This is a genomic window from Escherichia sp. Lx600-2, from assembly GCF_036662595.1.
Classification (GTDB): Bacteria; Pseudomonadota; Gammaproteobacteria; order Enterobacterales; family Enterobacteriaceae; genus Escherichia; species Escherichia coli.
On record NZ_JAYQWM010000005.1, the window covers coordinates 74,043 to 90,204 of the forward strand.

14 protein-coding genes are annotated in these 16,162 nt (G+C 50.4%); 6 read left to right on the top strand and 8 right to left on the bottom strand.

Annotated elements, in window-relative coordinates:
- Positions 1 to 591 precede the first annotated feature (591 nt).
- Positions 592 to 1,530, bottom strand: coding sequence for a transcriptional regulator LrhA (gene lrhA / locus OQV04_RS03080; RefSeq protein WP_000622284.1), 939 nt, complete (start codon positions 1,528 to 1,530; stop codon positions 592 to 594).
- Between the two features lie 919 nt (positions 1,531 to 2,449).
- On the opposite strand from lrhA, the gene alaA reads away from it, so the two are divergent.
- Complete coding sequence (alaA, locus tag OQV04_RS03085; protein ID WP_000074527.1) at positions 2,450 to 3,667, top strand: alanine transaminase AlaA; 1,218 nt, start codon at positions 2,450 to 2,452, stop codon at positions 3,665 to 3,667.
- Positions 3,668 to 3,750: 83 nt separating this feature from the next.
- Positions 3,751 to 4,350, top strand: coding sequence for a 5'-deoxynucleotidase (gene yfbR / locus OQV04_RS03090; protein ID WP_032281274.1), 600 nt, complete (start codon positions 3,751 to 3,753; stop codon positions 4,348 to 4,350).
- Positions 4,351 to 4,408: 58 nt separating this feature from the next.
- Here the strand turns inward: yfbR and OQV04_RS03095 are convergent, their stop codons facing one another.
- The 4 genes from OQV04_RS03095 to yfbV form a co-directional block, all read right to left on the bottom strand.
- Complete coding sequence (locus OQV04_RS03095; protein ID WP_001012899.1) at positions 4,409 to 6,241, bottom strand: SLC13 family permease; 1,833 nt, start codon at positions 6,239 to 6,241, stop codon at positions 4,409 to 4,411.
- Between the two features lie 86 nt (positions 6,242 to 6,327).
- Positions 6,328 to 6,978, bottom strand: coding sequence for a hexitol phosphatase HxpA (hxpA, locus tag OQV04_RS03100; protein WP_001203399.1), 651 nt, complete (start codon positions 6,976 to 6,978; stop codon positions 6,328 to 6,330).
- A gap of 10 nt (positions 6,979 to 6,988) precedes the next feature.
- Positions 6,989 to 7,483: a YfbU family protein gene (locus OQV04_RS03105; RefSeq protein WP_000426124.1), complete on the bottom strand. Its 495-nt coding sequence runs from the start codon at positions 7,481 to 7,483 to the stop codon at positions 6,989 to 6,991.
- A gap of 82 nt (positions 7,484 to 7,565) precedes the next feature.
- On the bottom strand, positions 7,566 to 8,021 hold the full coding sequence (yfbV, locus tag OQV04_RS03110; protein WP_000106627.1) for a terminus macrodomain insulation protein YfbV: 456 nt from the start codon (positions 8,019 to 8,021) through the stop codon (positions 7,566 to 7,568).
- Positions 8,022 to 8,358: 337 nt separating this feature from the next.
- Here yfbV and ackA point away from each other — a divergent pair, with 337 nt between their 5' ends.
- The 3 genes from ackA (at position 8,359) to yfcC (ending at position 13,490) form a co-directional block, all read left to right on the top strand.
- Entirely contained in the window at positions 8,359 to 9,561 is a 1,203-nt protein-coding gene (ackA, locus tag OQV04_RS03115) for an acetate kinase (RefSeq protein WP_000095707.1), read from the top strand.
- A 74-nt stretch (positions 9,562 to 9,635) separates the two neighbouring features.
- A complete protein-coding gene (gene pta / locus OQV04_RS03120; RefSeq protein ID WP_000086716.1) occupies positions 9,636 to 11,780 on the top strand; it encodes a phosphate acetyltransferase in 2,145 nt (714 codons plus the stop codon).
- Positions 11,781 to 11,969: 189 nt separating this feature from the next.
- The gene (gene yfcC / locus OQV04_RS03125) at positions 11,970 to 13,490 is read left to right on the top strand and encodes a putative basic amino acid antiporter YfcC (protein ID WP_032281276.1); all 1,521 of its coding nucleotides are present in this window, start codon (positions 11,970 to 11,972) and stop codon (positions 13,488 to 13,490) included.
- 32 nt (positions 13,491 to 13,522) lie between these two features.
- On the opposite strand, the gene yfcD is transcribed toward yfcC, so the two are convergent.
- The 3 genes from yfcD to yfcF are packed head-to-tail and all read right to left on the bottom strand — an operon-like array spanning position 13,523 to position 15,374.
- A complete protein-coding gene (gene yfcD / locus OQV04_RS03130) occupies positions 13,523 to 14,065 on the bottom strand; it encodes an NUDIX hydrolase YfcD (protein ID WP_000437935.1) in 543 nt (180 codons plus the stop codon).
- A gap of 57 nt (positions 14,066 to 14,122) precedes the next feature.
- A complete protein-coding gene (gene yfcE, locus OQV04_RS03135; RefSeq protein WP_000772452.1) occupies positions 14,123 to 14,674 on the bottom strand; it encodes a phosphodiesterase in 552 nt (183 codons plus the stop codon).
- 55 nt (positions 14,675 to 14,729) lie between these two features.
- Positions 14,730 to 15,374 (bottom strand): glutathione transferase, encoded by a 645-nt coding sequence (yfcF, locus tag OQV04_RS03140; protein WP_032281278.1) that lies wholly within the window; start codon positions 15,372 to 15,374, stop codon positions 14,730 to 14,732.
- Positions 15,375 to 15,509: 135 nt separating this feature from the next.
- Here yfcF and yfcG point away from each other — a divergent pair, with 135 nt between their 5' ends.
- On the top strand, positions 15,510 to 16,157 hold the full coding sequence (gene yfcG / locus OQV04_RS03145; RefSeq protein WP_000566499.1) for a GSH-dependent disulfide bond oxidoreductase: 648 nt from the start codon (positions 15,510 to 15,512) through the stop codon (positions 16,155 to 16,157).
- Positions 16,158 to 16,162 lie beyond the last annotated feature (5 nt).

The following is a 16,162-nucleotide window of genomic DNA, read 5'->3' on the forward strand; positions in this document are numbered from 1 at the left end:
CACGGCAGATGGACGCCACATCGATTCATGGGGAGGAATAAAAAAAACCTTACAATCACTGTAGAAATTCTTTTATACAGCTAATTGATGTGGTCTTTTACTCCTTTCTATAACCTTTTGTCAACTTTAACAAAAGTTTCTTCACATTAGTTTACATAATATCAACACCATTAGCATTTAATGCCCTTTCACCCCAGATCCTTGACGACTCCAGGATAATTAGATGTTGTTGAATCGTGTCCGTTGTGAAGCAATGGAAAAAATACGGGTCTATTTTGACAGGAATTTGTGTCGATTCCTCCCCCCAAAAGAGAGTATTTTCTTGATCTGTGACACGCTTTTGTCATTCCATAACAAAAACGCAGCAACAAATTTACGTATTTTTTAACATCATTGTAGCAGGTGATTTTTTTCAGGCGATTATTTGTGCGTACGGGGCGTGAATCTCTGGTGATTGAAAAATGAACAGTTTTGTACGTTCTGCACGATGTGAAGAAGGTTCTTTACTAAAAAAAAGCCGCTGGGGTTTAAAACACCCCCAGCGGCTCGTTTTTTACACTATTGTCTCAGGAATTATCTATCGTCCGTCGATTACTCGATATCCCTTTCAATCAACAATGAATCATCCCCTTCCGGAGCAGATATTGGGCTGTATTGCCACGGATTATGGTAGCTCTCCATCGCCTGATAGATCACCTGGGCCAGCTCATTATTACTGGACGGGTCATAGCACAGCAAATATTCGGTATCAGGTAGCGGCGGTAAGCCATCTACTCCACTCAGCACACGCAAGTCCGGACTCATCATCTCGACCGGCCTTGCCGTCACGCCAAGACCGGCTTTCACTGCCGCACGAACGGCCGGAAGCGTCGAGGCGACATAAGCCAGTCGCCAGGGAATATCTGCTTTATTAAGCGTCGCCAGCACCATATCGCGAAACGGACTTGGATCATCCAGCAATACAAGAGGGATCGGCTCACCTTTTTGCAATACGTATTCCGCTGCGCAGTACCAGTGTGTTGGCGAGGTACGCAGGTTCAATGCCTTAAACGCTGAAGGACGATGGGTGGTTACCATCAAATCCACTTCCTGGGATTCCAGCATTTCTGCCATATAGGCATTACGTTTAACGCGGACATCCAGCGCTAATTTCGGATAAACCGAACTCACGCGATTTAACAGGAAAGGTAAGATCGTATCGGCAGATTCATCTGAAGCACCGATAGTTAACACGCCCTGAAGATTACTGAACATTAATGATGAGCAGGCCTCATCATTAAAACGCAGGATTTTCCTGGCGTAACCAAGAAGTTGAATGCCATGTTCAGTTAACAGTTTGTTGCGACCGTGACGAGCGAACAGTTCTTTCCCAACGAGTTGTTCCAGACGCTGCATTTGCTGACTTACGGCGGACTGAGTACGACACACAGCGGCAGCTGCGGCAGCAAAAGTGTTCAGATCGGCAACAGCAACAAATGTTCTCAGCAGATCGAGGTCGAGGTTAATTATCGGACGATTTGCACTTATCATATATTATCACTTACTGGCGGCTCATACTGAGCTGGTTAATGCTGTGCACACACAAACAAGCAATTCCATTTGTAATGTGCCTCCCTGGCAGTTTCATCCGGAACCCGGACGAAAGTAAAAATGCATATGAGTTGCACTAAAAAAGCGACTCACATTGTTCCGTTATAATGCCTGAAGTAGATCACAGAATATATCTTCAGGGATCGCATATCTATTAAGTTACTCACTATTTTCTATTTATGACATGCGCGTGTTTGTATAAATGTAAATGTGAGTCCTTGTTCCACTCTCGTGCAGCATCGCTGGTCATACGCGAACACGTACAAACAGCAATGGTGAGGCGGCATCAAGAGCAGGGATCCGTCATTTATGCGAGCATTTTACCCCAAAAACCTTTTATTTATAAGGGTCATTGCGAATTATCTGATGCAAAGTTATGTTATGTTAGGCAAAGTAATCTTCTATTATTAATAAGCACATCAAAACCTTTTTGAATATTAAATAATAATTAATTAGCATCATCCTCATTCATTAATTCCGCTTAACAATAGTTTCACACCTTGCCCCCATTGCGACACCTCGGAAATCATCACGCTGTTAAACTCTCCGTAATGCGGAAATATCATCATCGCGTTTCATTAGTGAATTCTTAAATGAGGCATTTTCACACAATTATCTTACAGATAAAAAAACCAGACTTACAATCAAGAATCAGAACAATTCACTATATAACATTGCATGTAAAGCATATACACCTCATTATTTTGTCATTATTAAGTTATTAACAGCACAATCGAGCCTTCCCCTCTGGCAAAATCTTATTCTGCAGACCTTCAAAACACCGTCCTGGGGGAGTACATTGTTCTAAGCTGACTTCCACGGCAGGGAGTGGCGATAACAGCAAAAAAGGTCAAGATTCATGTCCCCCATTGAAAAATCCAGCAAATTAGAGAATGTCTGTTATGACATCCGTGGTCCGGTGCTGAAAGAAGCAAAACGCCTGGAAGAAGAAGGTAACAAGGTACTGAAACTGAACATCGGCAACCCAGCCCCGTTCGGTTTTGACGCGCCAGATGAAATCCTCGTTGACGTGATACGCAACCTGCCTACAGCTCAAGGGTATTGCGATTCCAAAGGTCTTTACTCCGCGCGTAAAGCCATCATGCAGCACTACCAGGCTCGTGGCATGCGTGATGTTACCGTGGAAGATATTTACATCGGCAATGGTGTATCGGAGCTTATCGTTCAGGCAATGCAGGCATTGCTGAACAGCGGGGACGAAATGTTGGTTCCTGCACCAGATTACCCACTATGGACCGCGGCGGTTTCGCTTTCCAGCGGTAAAGCGGTGCATTATCTTTGCGATGAATCCTCTGACTGGTTCCCGGACCTCGATGATATTCGCGCTAAAATTACGCCTCGTACGCGTGGGATCGTTATTATCAACCCAAATAACCCAACCGGCGCGGTATATTCCAAAGAGCTTTTAATGGAGATTGTGGAGATTGCACGTCAGCATAATCTCATTATCTTCGCCGATGAAATTTATGACAAAATTCTCTACGACGACGCTGAGCATCACTCAATTGCGCCGCTGGCACCTGACCTGCTGACCATTACCTTTAATGGACTGTCGAAAACGTACCGCGTTGCAGGCTTCCGTCAGGGGTGGATGGTGTTGAACGGGCCGAAAAAACACGCCAAAGGCTACATCGAAGGTCTGGAAATGCTGGCTTCAATGCGCCTGTGTGCTAACGTTCCTGCGCAACACGCCATTCAGACCGCGCTGGGTGGTTATCAGAGCATCAGTGAATTTATTACCCCTGGCGGTCGTCTTTATGAGCAGCGTAACCGCGCGTGGGAATTGATCAACGATATTCCGGGCGTTTCCTGCGTGAAACCTCGTGGTGCGCTGTACATGTTCCCGAAAATCGACGCCAAACGCTTTAACATTCACGACGATCAGAAAATGGTGCTGGATTTCCTGTTGCAGGAAAAAGTTCTGTTGGTGCAAGGGACGGCATTCAACTGGCCGTGGCCGGACCACTTCCGCATTGTCACGCTACCGCGTGTCGATGATATCGAGCTGTCTTTGAGTAAGTTCGCGCGTTTCCTTTCTGGTTATCATCAGCTGTAATCTTAATTTCACTGCCGGAGATTGCATCCGGCAGTGTTATCCCGCCACAATGACCTGATGATGTCATCATACGTAAGGTCACTATGAAACATAGCCATTTTTTTGCCCATCTCTCCCGCCTGAAACTCATTAACCGCTGGCCGCTCATGCGCAACGTGCGGACGGAAAATGTGTCCGAACACAGTTTGCAGGTAGCGATGGTCGCCCATGCGCTGGCAGCTATCAAAAATCGGAAATTTGGCGGTAATGTCAACGCCGAACGTATCGCTTTACTGGCGATGTACCACGATGCCTCAGAAGTGCTCACCGGCGATCTCCCTACTCCGGTGAAATACTTCAATTCGCAAATCGCTCAGGAGTACAAGGCGATTGAAAAAATCGCTCAGCAAAAACTGGTCGATATGGTTCCGGAAGAGCTGCGGGATATCTTTGCGCCGTTAATTGACGAGCATGCATATAGCGATGAAGAAAAATCGCTGGTGAAACAGGCAGATGCACTGTGTGCATATCTGAAATGTCTGGAAGAACTCGCGGCCGGAAATAATGAATTCTTGCTGGCAAAAACGCGACTGGAAGCGACGCTTGAAGCGCGTCGCAGCCAGGAGATGGACTACTTCATGGAAGTATTTGTTCCCAGCTTCCATCTTTCGCTCGATGAGATTAGCCAGGATTCACCGCTGTAAGCAGCCGGAGTCTGCGTCGCATCAGGCAATAAGCGCCGGATGCGACATCAGGCTCTTGTCAAAACGGAAACAGCATCGGGATCATCACCACACAAACCGCCATCACGATAATGGTGAACGGTACCCCCAACTTCACAAAGTCACTGAAGCTGTAATTTCCCGGACCTAAAACCAGTGTGTTAACAGGTGAAGAAACCGGTGTCATAAAGGCGGCGGATGCTGCCATCGCCACGACCATCGCGAATGGATAAGGCGACACCCCCATCGTTTTGGCAGCAGCCAGCGCAATCGGAGCCATCAACACCGCCGTCGCGGTATTAGAGATAAATAGCCCAATAACCGCCGACAAGACAAACAAACAACCCAGCATCATATGTGGCCCGTAACCACCGCCAATGTCCATCAGCCCTTTCACCGCCAGCGCGACACCTCCCGTTTTCTGTAATGCCACAGCAAACGGCATCATCCCAACGATCAAAATAATGCTCGGCCAGTGAATGGATTTATAGGCGCTTTCAGCATCTATACAGCGGAATTTCCCCATCAGCAGGCAGGCGATGATAGCGGCAACAGGATTAGGAATTTCATCTGTCAGCATTAACGCCACCATTAGCACCAGACAGAAAATGGCATGGGGTGCCTGGCTGTGCGCGGGCGATGCTTCACTCACCTCTTCCGGTAAGTTCAGCGCTACGAAGTCGCGGCCCTGTTTGGCCAGCATACCGATCAGTTTCCAGTTACCCACAACCAGGATGATATCGCCCAGCAGCAGAGGCTCATCCGCCAGCGAACCTTCCAGCGCCACGCCATTGCGCTTTAGCCCCACCACATTCAGTCCGTAGCGGGTACGAAAACCAATTTCGCGCACCGATTTACCAATAAGTTCTGACTCAGGAATTAATGAAATCTCTGCCATGCCCACATCAAGGGCCTGGTCAGAAAAATACTCGCCGCGCAGTACCATCGGCTCCAGCAATTGCTCACTACAAAATTGCCGGAGATCGACATCAGCCGCAGACATATCAATAAGCAAAACGTCACGCGCGCGAAATTCAGAAACCCCATTAACGTTCACGATAACGCGACGAAAACGCCGCCAGCGTTCAACACCGATGACGTTAGCGCCATAACGCTCACGTAATTTGAGATCGTCCAGCCGTTGACCAATCATTGGCGATCCGGGGCGGATAGCCAGACGTCGCGCACGCCCGGTCAGTCGATATTCACGGATAAGATCGCGAAAGGTTCGACGCGTCCAGCCTTCGCGCTGCGGGGTCTGGGTATCCCCTTTCAGCATGAAACGCATCACTAACATATACAAAATACCCAGCACCAGCACGACCAGGCCAATAGGTGTTACGCTAAAGAAACTGAAGCCGTGATAGCCTTCACGCAGCAATTCACTGTTGACTACCAGGTTCGGCGGCGTCGCCACCAGCGTCATCATGCCGCTAATCAGCCCGGCAAAACTTAACGGCATCATCAGACGTGACGGCGACGTTTGCATACGCATGGCAACGCTTAACACCACGGGAATAAAGATAGCGACAACGCCGGTTGAACTCATAAACGCGCCAAGCCCCGCGACGGTCAGCATCAACAAAACCAACATTTTGATTTCACTGTTGCCCGCAACTTTGACCAGCCATGTTCCCATTACGGTGGCAACACCGGTACGGACCAAACCATCGCCAATAATAAACAAGGCGGCAATCAGGACAACGTTAGGATCAGAAAAGCCGGAAAATACTTCTGGGACTGTCAGCGTTCCGCTTAATGCAAACGCGACAATAACAAACAAAGCGACCGCATCCATACGCACTCTGCCCGTCGCAAACAAGACGATGGCAACGGCCAGTAATGAAAGAACCCAAATCAATTCACCGTTCACAACTTATCCTTGTTAATTGAGGGGGATGACTTGATTCTGCCATAAAAAAGCCCCGACGAGACGGGGCTAAATCATGATCAGGTGTTTCACTGAATAATAACATCGCCATTTGGCTGTTTGGTCACAGTAATTTGCTCCAGACTGTGGAGGACCAAATCGACCTCATTCAGGCGCGGGGTATCTGCCGGAGCGTTAACCGCAATGACATGGCAACCCGCCGCCAGGCCAGAAAGCACGCCAGCGGGAGCATCTTCCACCACCACACACTCCTGCGGCGCAAGCCCCAGCAGCTGCGCGCCTAACAGATACGCATCAGGTTCTGGTTTTCCGCGCTTCACTCGCTCAGCGGTTACAAACACCTCTGGTGCGGGAAGCCCCGCTATTTTATGGCGCGCTCGCGCTACCGGCATGGAGCCAGAAGTCACAATGGCCCACGGAATACCTGCTTTATTCAAATGATTGAGTAAGGCGATTGCCCCCGGAAGCGCGGTAATACCTTCGGTTTCCGTGGCCTCGATTTGCTCCAGACGCGTAAACTCGGCGGCAATATCAGCCTCGGATTTGCCCGCCATAAAATGGCGCAGAGAGGTGATCGCCTGTTTACCGTGAATGAAAGCCAGCACCTCTTCCGGCGCTAACCCATGACGTCTGGCCCAGTTGCTCCACGCCCGTTCTACCGCAGGCAGGGAATCCACCAGCGTTCCATCAAGATCAAACAGAAAACCTTTGCACCGCACGCGGGCCTCCTCAGGCGTTGATAATTTGATTAATTTCGTTGGCGCTCAAATGGTACTGACGCGGGCAGGCATGCCACACATTAAGCATGCGCTGATATTTTTCCCACATTGGCGTCTGGGCGTTAAAACCGTGAGTTCCGGCGTCAAAATGGGTATAGCGCCCTTCCACATTAACCATAAAGCGGACATAACCGAGGTAACGTGCTTCAGTGGCGGCGTCAAAGCCGAGGAAGGTGACACGACGTTCATCGATGGATTGCTGGTCCTGCAAATTAGACCAGGAAACATGCAACGCATGATACATCTCCATAATGTCGATGATAGTGCGGCAGGTTTCTTCTTTCAGCTCGCCAAACTCGCGATCCAGTTCACGCATCTGTAATCCATAACCACGCTCAATGATTGTTTGCAGGCGACGGTAACGTTCAGCATTTGCCGGATCGAGCATAGTCATCATCTTGTACTGATTAGACAAAATAAGACGTTGCGCGTTGGTCATTTCCATTGTTGACTCCTGTATCACTCTATTACGGTGAAAAAAAAGAAGGCTGAGTATGCTTTCTTTTATATGCGTAATCAGGGGTCAATTACAAATCATCAAGGAAAGTTTTATCCAGTTGTTTGAAGGCGCGCTTAAGCGTGTCAGCTAATGCCTGGTAATCAGGCTTGCCTTCAACGGGTGCCAACACCTGTCCAGACTCCTGCAATTTACCGCGAACTTCATAAAACCAGTTGAGGATTGCAGGGGGTAATGGCGTGACAGAACGCTTGCCCAGCCACCACAATCCCTGCATGGGTAAACTTAAGGCGAACAGGGCAGTGGCAACTGCCGGCCCAAGCTGACCGCCCAGGGCAATCTGCCAGCAGAGAGTAAATACGGCGATCGGCGGCATAAAACGGATCGCATAACGCGTCATCTTGATAACGCGATTTTCGACAAAGACCGGGGCAAGGCGTTTTTCCAGCGGCCACGTCTTTGAGTAATGCTGTCCCCGGCGAAACAAGCTAAAAAAATTAACAGAACGATTATCCGGCGTTGACATGCTTCACCTCAACTTCACATATAAAGATTCAAAAATTTGTGCAAATTCACAACTCAGCGGGACAACGTTCAAAACATTTTGTCTTCCATACCCACTATCAGGTATCCTTTAGCAGCCTGAAGGCCTAAGTAGTACATATTCATTGAGTCGTCAAATTCATATACATTATGCCATTGGCTGAAAATTACGCAAAATGGCATAGACTCAAGATATTTCTTCCATCATGCAAAAAAAATTTGCAGTGCATGATGTTAATCATAAATGTCGGTGTCATCATGCGCTACGCTCTATGGCTCCCTGACGTTTTTTTAGCCACGTATCAATTATAGGTACTTCCATGTCGAGTAAGTTAGTACTGGTTCTGAACTGCGGTAGTTCTTCACTGAAATTTGCCATCATCGATGCAGTAAATGGTGAAGAGTACCTTTCTGGTTTAGCCGAATGTTTCCACCTGCCCGAAGCACGTATCAAATGGAAAATGGACGGCAATAAACAGGAAGCGGCTTTAGGTGCAGGCGCCGCTCACAGCGAAGCGCTCAACTTTATCGTTAATACTATTCTGGCACAAAAACCAGAACTGTCTGCGCAGCTGACTGCTATCGGTCACCGTATCGTACACGGCGGCGAAAAGTATACCAGCTCCGTAGTGATCGATGAGTCTGTTATTCAGGGTATCAAAGATGCAGCTTCTTTTGCACCGCTGCACAACCCGGCTCACCTGATCGGTATCGAAGAAGCTCTGAAATCTTTCCCACAGCTGAAAGACAAAAACGTTGCTGTATTTGACACCGCGTTCCACCAGACTATGCCGGAAGAGTCTTACCTCTACGCCCTGCCGTACAACCTGTACAAAGAGCACGGCATCCGTCGTTACGGCGCGCACGGCACCAGCCACTTCTATGTAACCCAGGAAGCGGCAAAAATGCTGAACAAACCGGTAGAAGAACTGAACATCATCACCTGCCACCTGGGCAACGGTGGTTCCGTTTCTGCTATCCGCAACGGTAAATGCGTTGACACCTCTATGGGCCTGACCCCGCTGGAAGGTCTGGTCATGGGTACCCGTTCTGGTGATATCGATCCGGCGATCATCTTCCACCTGCACGACACCCTGGGCATGAGCGTTGACGCAATCAACAAACTGCTGACCAAAGAGTCTGGCCTGCTGGGTCTGACCGAAGTGACCAGCGACTGCCGCTATGTTGAAGACAACTACGCGACGAAAGAAGACGCGAAGCGCGCAATGGACGTTTACTGCCACCGCCTGGCGAAATACATCGGTGCCTACACTGCGCTGATGGATGGTCGTCTGGACGCTGTTGTATTCACCGGTGGTATCGGTGAAAATGCCGCGATGGTTCGTGAACTGTCTCTGGGCAAACTGGGCGTGCTGGGCTTTGAAGTTGATCATGAACGCAACCTGGCTGCACGTTTCGGCAAATCTGGTTTCATCAACAAAGAAGGTACCCGTCCTGCGGTGGTTATCCCAACTAACGAAGAACTGGTTATCGCGCAAGACGCGAGCCGCCTGACTGCCTGATTTCACACCGCCAGCTCAGCTGGCGGTGCTGTTTTGTAACCCGCCAAATCGGCGGTAACGAAAGAGGATAAACCGTGTCCCGTATTATTATGCTGATCCCTACCGGAACCAGCGTCGGTCTGACCAGCGTCAGCCTTGGCGTGATCCGTGCAATGGAACGCAAAGGCGTTCGTCTGAGCGTTTTCAAACCTATCGCTCAGCCGCGTACCGGTGGCGATGCGCCCGATCAGACTACGACTATCGTACGTGCGAACTCTTCCACTACGACGGCCGCTGAACCGCTGAAAATGAGCTACGTTGAAGGTCTGCTTTCCAGCAATCAGAAAGATGTGCTGATGGAAGAGATCGTCGCAAACTACCACGCTAACACCAAAGACGCTGAAGTCGTTCTGGTTGAAGGTCTGGTCCCGACACGTAAGCACCAGTTTGCCCAGTCTCTGAACTACGAAATCGCTAAAACGCTGAATGCGGAAATCGTCTTCGTTATGTCTCAGGGCACTGACACCCCGGAACAGCTGAAAGAGCGTATCGAACTGACCCGCAACAGCTTCGGCGGTGCCAAAAACACCAACATCACCGGCGTTATCGTTAACAAACTGAACGCACCGGTTGATGAACAGGGTCGTACTCGCCCGGATCTGTCCGAGATTTTCGACGACTCTTCCAAAGCTAAAGTAAACAATGTTGATCCGGCGAAGCTGCAAGAATCCAGCCCGCTGCCGGTTCTCGGCGCTGTGCCGTGGAGCTTTGACCTGATCGCGACTCGTGCGATCGATATGGCTCGCCACCTGAATGCGACCATCATCAACGAAGGCGACATCAATACTCGCCGCGTTAAATCCGTCACTTTCTGCGCACGCAGCATTCCGCACATGCTGGAGCACTTCCGTGCCGGTTCTCTGCTGGTGACTTCCGCAGACCGTCCTGACGTGCTGGTTGCCGCTTGCCTGGCTGCCATGAACGGCGTAGAAATCGGTGCCCTGCTGCTGACTGGCGGCTACGAAATGGACGCGCGCATTTCTAAACTGTGCGAACGTGCTTTCGCTACCGGCCTGCCGGTATTTATGGTGAACACCAACACCTGGCAGACTTCTCTGAGCCTGCAGAGCTTCAACCTGGAAGTTCCAGTTGACGATCACGAGCGTATCGAGAAAGTTCAGGAATACGTTGCTAACTACATCAACGCTGACTGGATCGATTCTCTGACTGCCACTTCTGAGCGCAGCCGTCGTCTGTCTCCGCCAGCGTTCCGTTATCAGCTGACTGAACTTGCGCGCAAAGCGGGCAAACGTATCGTACTGCCGGAAGGTGACGAACCGCGTACCGTTAAAGCAGCCGCTATCTGTGCTGAACGTGGTATCGCAACTTGCGTACTGCTGGGTAATCCGGCAGAGATCAACCGTGTTGCAGCGTCTCAGGGTGTAGAACTGGGTGCAGGCATTGAAATCGTTGATCCAGAAGTGGTTCGCGAAAGCTATGTTGGTCGTCTGGTCGAGCTGCGTAAGAACAAAGGCATGACCGAAACCGTTGCCCGCGAACAGCTGGAAGACAACGTGGTGCTCGGTACGCTGATGCTGGAACAGGATGAAGTTGATGGTCTGGTTTCCGGTGCTGTTCACACTACCGCAAACACCATCCGTCCGCCGCTGCAGCTGATCAAAACTGCACCGGGCAGCTCCCTGGTATCTTCCGTGTTCTTCATGCTGCTGCCGGAACAGGTTTACGTTTACGGTGACTGTGCGATCAACCCGGATCCGACCGCAGAACAGCTGGCAGAAATCGCGATTCAGTCCGCTGATTCCGCTGCAGCCTTCGGTATCGAACCGCGCGTTGCTATGCTCTCCTACTCCACCGGTACTTCTGGTGCAGGTAGCGACGTAGAAAAAGTTCGCGAAGCAACTCGTCTGGCGCAGGAAAAACGTCCTGACCTGATGATCGACGGTCCGCTGCAGTACGACGCTGCGGTAATGGCTGACGTTGCGAAATCCAAAGCTCCGAACTCTCCGGTTGCAGGTCGCGCTACCGTGTTCATCTTCCCGGATCTGAACACCGGTAACACCACCTACAAAGCGGTACAGCGTTCTGCCGACCTGATCTCCATCGGGCCGATGCTGCAGGGTATGCGCAAGCCGGTTAACGACCTGTCCCGTGGCGCACTGGTTGACGATATCGTCTACACCATCGCGCTGACTGCGATTCAGTCTGCACAGCAGCAGTAATCTCGTCATCATCCGCAGCTTTGCGCTGCGGATATCTGAACCGGAAATAGTCACTATTTCCGGTTTTTTATTCTCTTAATTTGCATTAATCCTTTCTGATTATCTTGCTTAACTGCGCTGCATCAATGAATTGCGCCATTTCACTTTGCATACTTACCACTTTGTTTTGTGCAAGGGAATATTTGCGCTATGTCCGCAATCACTGAATCCAAACCAACAAGAAGATGGGCAATGCCCGATACGTTGGTGATTATCTTTTTTGTTGCTATTTTAACCAGCCTTGCCACCTGGGTAGTTCCGGTGGGGATGTTTGACAGTCAGGAAGTGCAGTATCAGGTTGATGGTCAAACAAAAACACGCAAAGTCGTAGATCCACACTCATTTCGCATTCTGACTAACGAAGCAGGCGAACCTGAGTATCACCGCGTACAGCTGTTCACGACGGGCGATGAACGCCCGGGCCTGATGAACTTCCCATTTGAAGGGTTAACCTCAGGATCGAAATACGGGACAGCCGTTGGCATCATCATGTTTATGCTGGTGATTGGCGGCGCGTTTGGCATTGTGATGCGTACAGGAACCATTGATAACGGCATCCTGGCGCTTATTCGCCATACCCGCGGGAATGAAATTCTCTTTATTCCTGCGCTGTTTATTCTGTTTTCACTTGGCGGCGCGGTATTTGGTATGGGGGAAGAGGCCGTCGCCTTTGCCATTATCATCGCACCGCTAATGGTCCGGCTGGGCTATGACAGTATTACCACCGTCCTGGTGACCTATATTGCCACGCAAATCGGTTTTGCCAGTTCGTGGATGAACCCGTTTTGTGTGGTCGTTGCTCAGGGGATTGCCGGCGTTCCGGTGCTTTCTGGCTCCGGGTTGCGCATCGTGGTGTGGGTTATCGCCACTCTGATTGGCCTGATCTTTACCATGGTGTACGCCTCACGAGTGAAAAAGAATCCTCTTCTGTCACGCGTGCATGAGTCCGACCGCTTCTTTCGTGAAAAGCAGGCAGATGTTGAACAACGTCCGTTTACCTTTGGTGACTGGCTGGTATTGATTGTCCTGACCGCCGTAATGGTCTGGGTGATTTGGGGCGTGATCGTTAATGCCTGGTTTATTCCAGAAATTGCCAGCCAGTTCTTCACCATGGGTCTGGTGATTGGCATCATCGGCGTTATTTTCCGCCTTAACGGCATGACGGTTAATACCATGGCTTCATCCTTTACCGAAGGGGCGCGAATGATGATCGCCCCTGCCCTGCTGGTGGGTTTCGCCAAAGGGATTTTGCTGCTGGTCGGTAATGGTGAAGCGGGTGATGCCAGCGTGTTAAATACCATCCTCAACAGCATTGCCAATGCCATTAGCGGTCTGGACAACGCGGTCGCGGCCTGGTTTATGTTGCTCTTCCAGGCGGTATTTAATTTCTTCGTGACGTCCGGTTCTGGTCAGGCGGCGTTAACCATGCCGTTACTGGCGCCGCTTGGCGATCTGGTCGGTGTTAACCGTCAGGTTACCGTGCTGGCGTTCCAGTTTGGTGATGGCTTCAGTCACATCATTTACCCGACCTCAGCTTCGTTAATGGCGACGCTCGGTGTTTGCCGGGTGGACTTCCGTAACTGGCTGAAGGTGGGCGCGACCCTGCTTGGACTGCTGTTTATTATGTCCAGCGTCGTAGTGATCGGCGCTCAGTTGATGGGCTACCACTAAAAATGTTAAGAGCCGCAATTGCGGCTCTTTTTTCATTCTGCCGTTTCAGTCTCTACGGCTTCATTTTTGGCATTGCGCTTCATCCACAACGCTAGCGCTTTCAGCGAGTCTGGAGTGAACTCATCGCAGCGTGCGGTGATTTCTTCCGGCGTCAGCCAGCAAACTTCACTGACTTCATCTTCCTGTAGGGCGAAGGGACCGTGAGAGACGCAGCTGAACAATGCGCCCCAGACACGGCAATTTTTATCTTCGAAATAGAACTGCCCGTGCTCAGCAAAGGGGACACCGGCAATGCCCAACTCTTCTTCCGCTTCGCGACGCGCGGATTCCAGCAGTTGCTCATCGGCCTGGACCACACCGCCTGCGGTCGCATCTAACATGCCGGGTAAAAAGTCTTTTGTCTCGGTACGACGCTGGACCAGAATTTTGCCCATGCCATCATGCACGACGATGTAAGTTGCACGATGACGCAGACACTGTGCCCGCATTTGTTCCCGGCTGGCTTGTGCAATGACTTCGTTCTCTTCATTGACAATATCCACCCATTCAGTACTTGCCAAACGACGCTGTTCCATTATCAGGAAACCTTCTTTATCTGGCGCTCTTACGGCGCATTTTGAGTTGTGGGTAAATTACGGATTAATCGCGACCTGCGCAATGATACTTTGATCATTGAGTGCGATTACACTGAGTACGTCATTATCGAGCATGCCATAACTCGCCGGATTACCGCCTTTCGGAATACTCACCGAGCCGGGGTTGAAGTGGAAAATCTCCCCCCGCTGTTCTGCCACTGGCAGATGGGTATGGCCGTACACCAGCACATCGTTCTGGTTTAAAGCAGGCAGATTTTCTGGGCCAAAAAGATGACCATGCGTCAAAAACAGACGTTGTTTTTCCAGTAATACCTGTTGCCACGGCGCGGTTATCGGGAAATGCAGCAGCATTTGATCCACTTCGCTGTCGCAGTTGCCGCGCACAGCGATAACCTTATGTGCCACTTCATTAAGCCGTTCAGCGACTTTGGCTGGCGCGTAACCCTCCGGTAAAGCATTACGCGGGCCGTGATTCAACACGTCGCCAAGGATCACCAGCCACTGGGCACCGCTTTGGGCAAACAACTCCAGAACACGTTCCGTCGCCGGTAACGACCCATGAATGTCCGATGCAAACATCAGTTTCATCACTCACTCCTCGTCGAAAAAACGTAAGCTATGATACTGGATTCTGTCGTTGCTATCAGCCAGATTGCTTCGCTGAAAGTGCAATAAAACGCTGGACAGACGCTCGCTGCCACTGGAATGTCGCATAATCCACCAGGCATTCTGGCACCTCATCGCCATGTAGTACCAGGCGGTTAATCATTAGCGCCAGATCAGTATCAGCAATGCACCATTCACCAAATAAATTCGGCTGACCCAGTACTAACAAATGTTCTGCCATCGCGAACAGTTTCTCTGCACTGGCTTTTCCCTCGGCCGTTAGTGGCGCTTTTTTCGCCCCCGCAAAGACAACATCCGTCGGACGCTCTTCGCGAATGGGCATCAGATCGCTGCGCAGCCAGGCCTGAATCTGTCGTGCACGCGCACGATTTTCTAAATTAAGCGGATAAATACGTTCCCAGGTCGGTGGCGCAAATCGATCTTCCAGATACTCCGCAATGGCAGAAGATTCACTCAACTCAAAATCATCGATTTGTAATAACGGCACACGGCGTGTCTGACCGTAACCTTGCCACGTCGGTTGCAAATGTTCACCGCTGTCGAGGTCGATGGTCTTGATATGAAACGACAGGCCTTTTTCCTGCAACGCCACCCAGGCGGATAACACATAAGGGGAGAAAAAATGGGCATCTGACCAAAGCGTGATAGCGGGTTTACTCATTATGTCCTCGGCAATAAAGGGGGCTGGCTATCAAACTATAGAGCCTTTTTGTCACTGTCACGTGACGAATACTCACGCAAGTCGCCGCGCTTTCTATACTTGTGGTGTTCAGATGATTAGACAACCGGAGCTGCAATGATCGATCTCTATTTCGCCCCGACACCCAATGGCCACAAAATTACGCTGTTTCTCGAAGAAGCAGGGCTGGATTATCGCTTGATAAAGGTAGACCTGGGGAAAGGCGGTCAGTTTCGCCCGGAATTTTTGCGCATTTCGCCTAACAACAAAATTCCGGCAATTGTTGATCATTCTCCAGCCGATGGCGGCGAACCGCTAAGCCTCTTTGAATCTGGTGCCATTTTGTTGTATCTGGCTGAGAAAACGGGGCTCTTTTTGAGTCATGAAACGCGTGAACGCGCCGCCACATTACAGTGGTTATTCTGGCAGGTAGGCGGACTGGGGCCGATGCTTGGGCAAAATCATCATTTTAATCACGCAGCCCCCCAAACCATTCCTTACGCTATTGAACGTTATCAGGTTGAAACTCAGCGTCTGTACCATGTACTGAACAAGCGGCTGGAAAACTCGCCCTGGCTGGGAGGCGAGAACTACAGCATTGCGGATATTGCCTGCTGGCCGTGGGTTAATGCCTGGACTCGCCAGCGAATAGACCTCGCTATGTATCCGGCAGTCAAGAACTGGCATGAGCGGATCCGTTCGCGCCCTGCCACCGGGCAGGCACTGCTAAAAGCACAACTCGGTGATGAGCGTTCGGATAGTTAACAGAA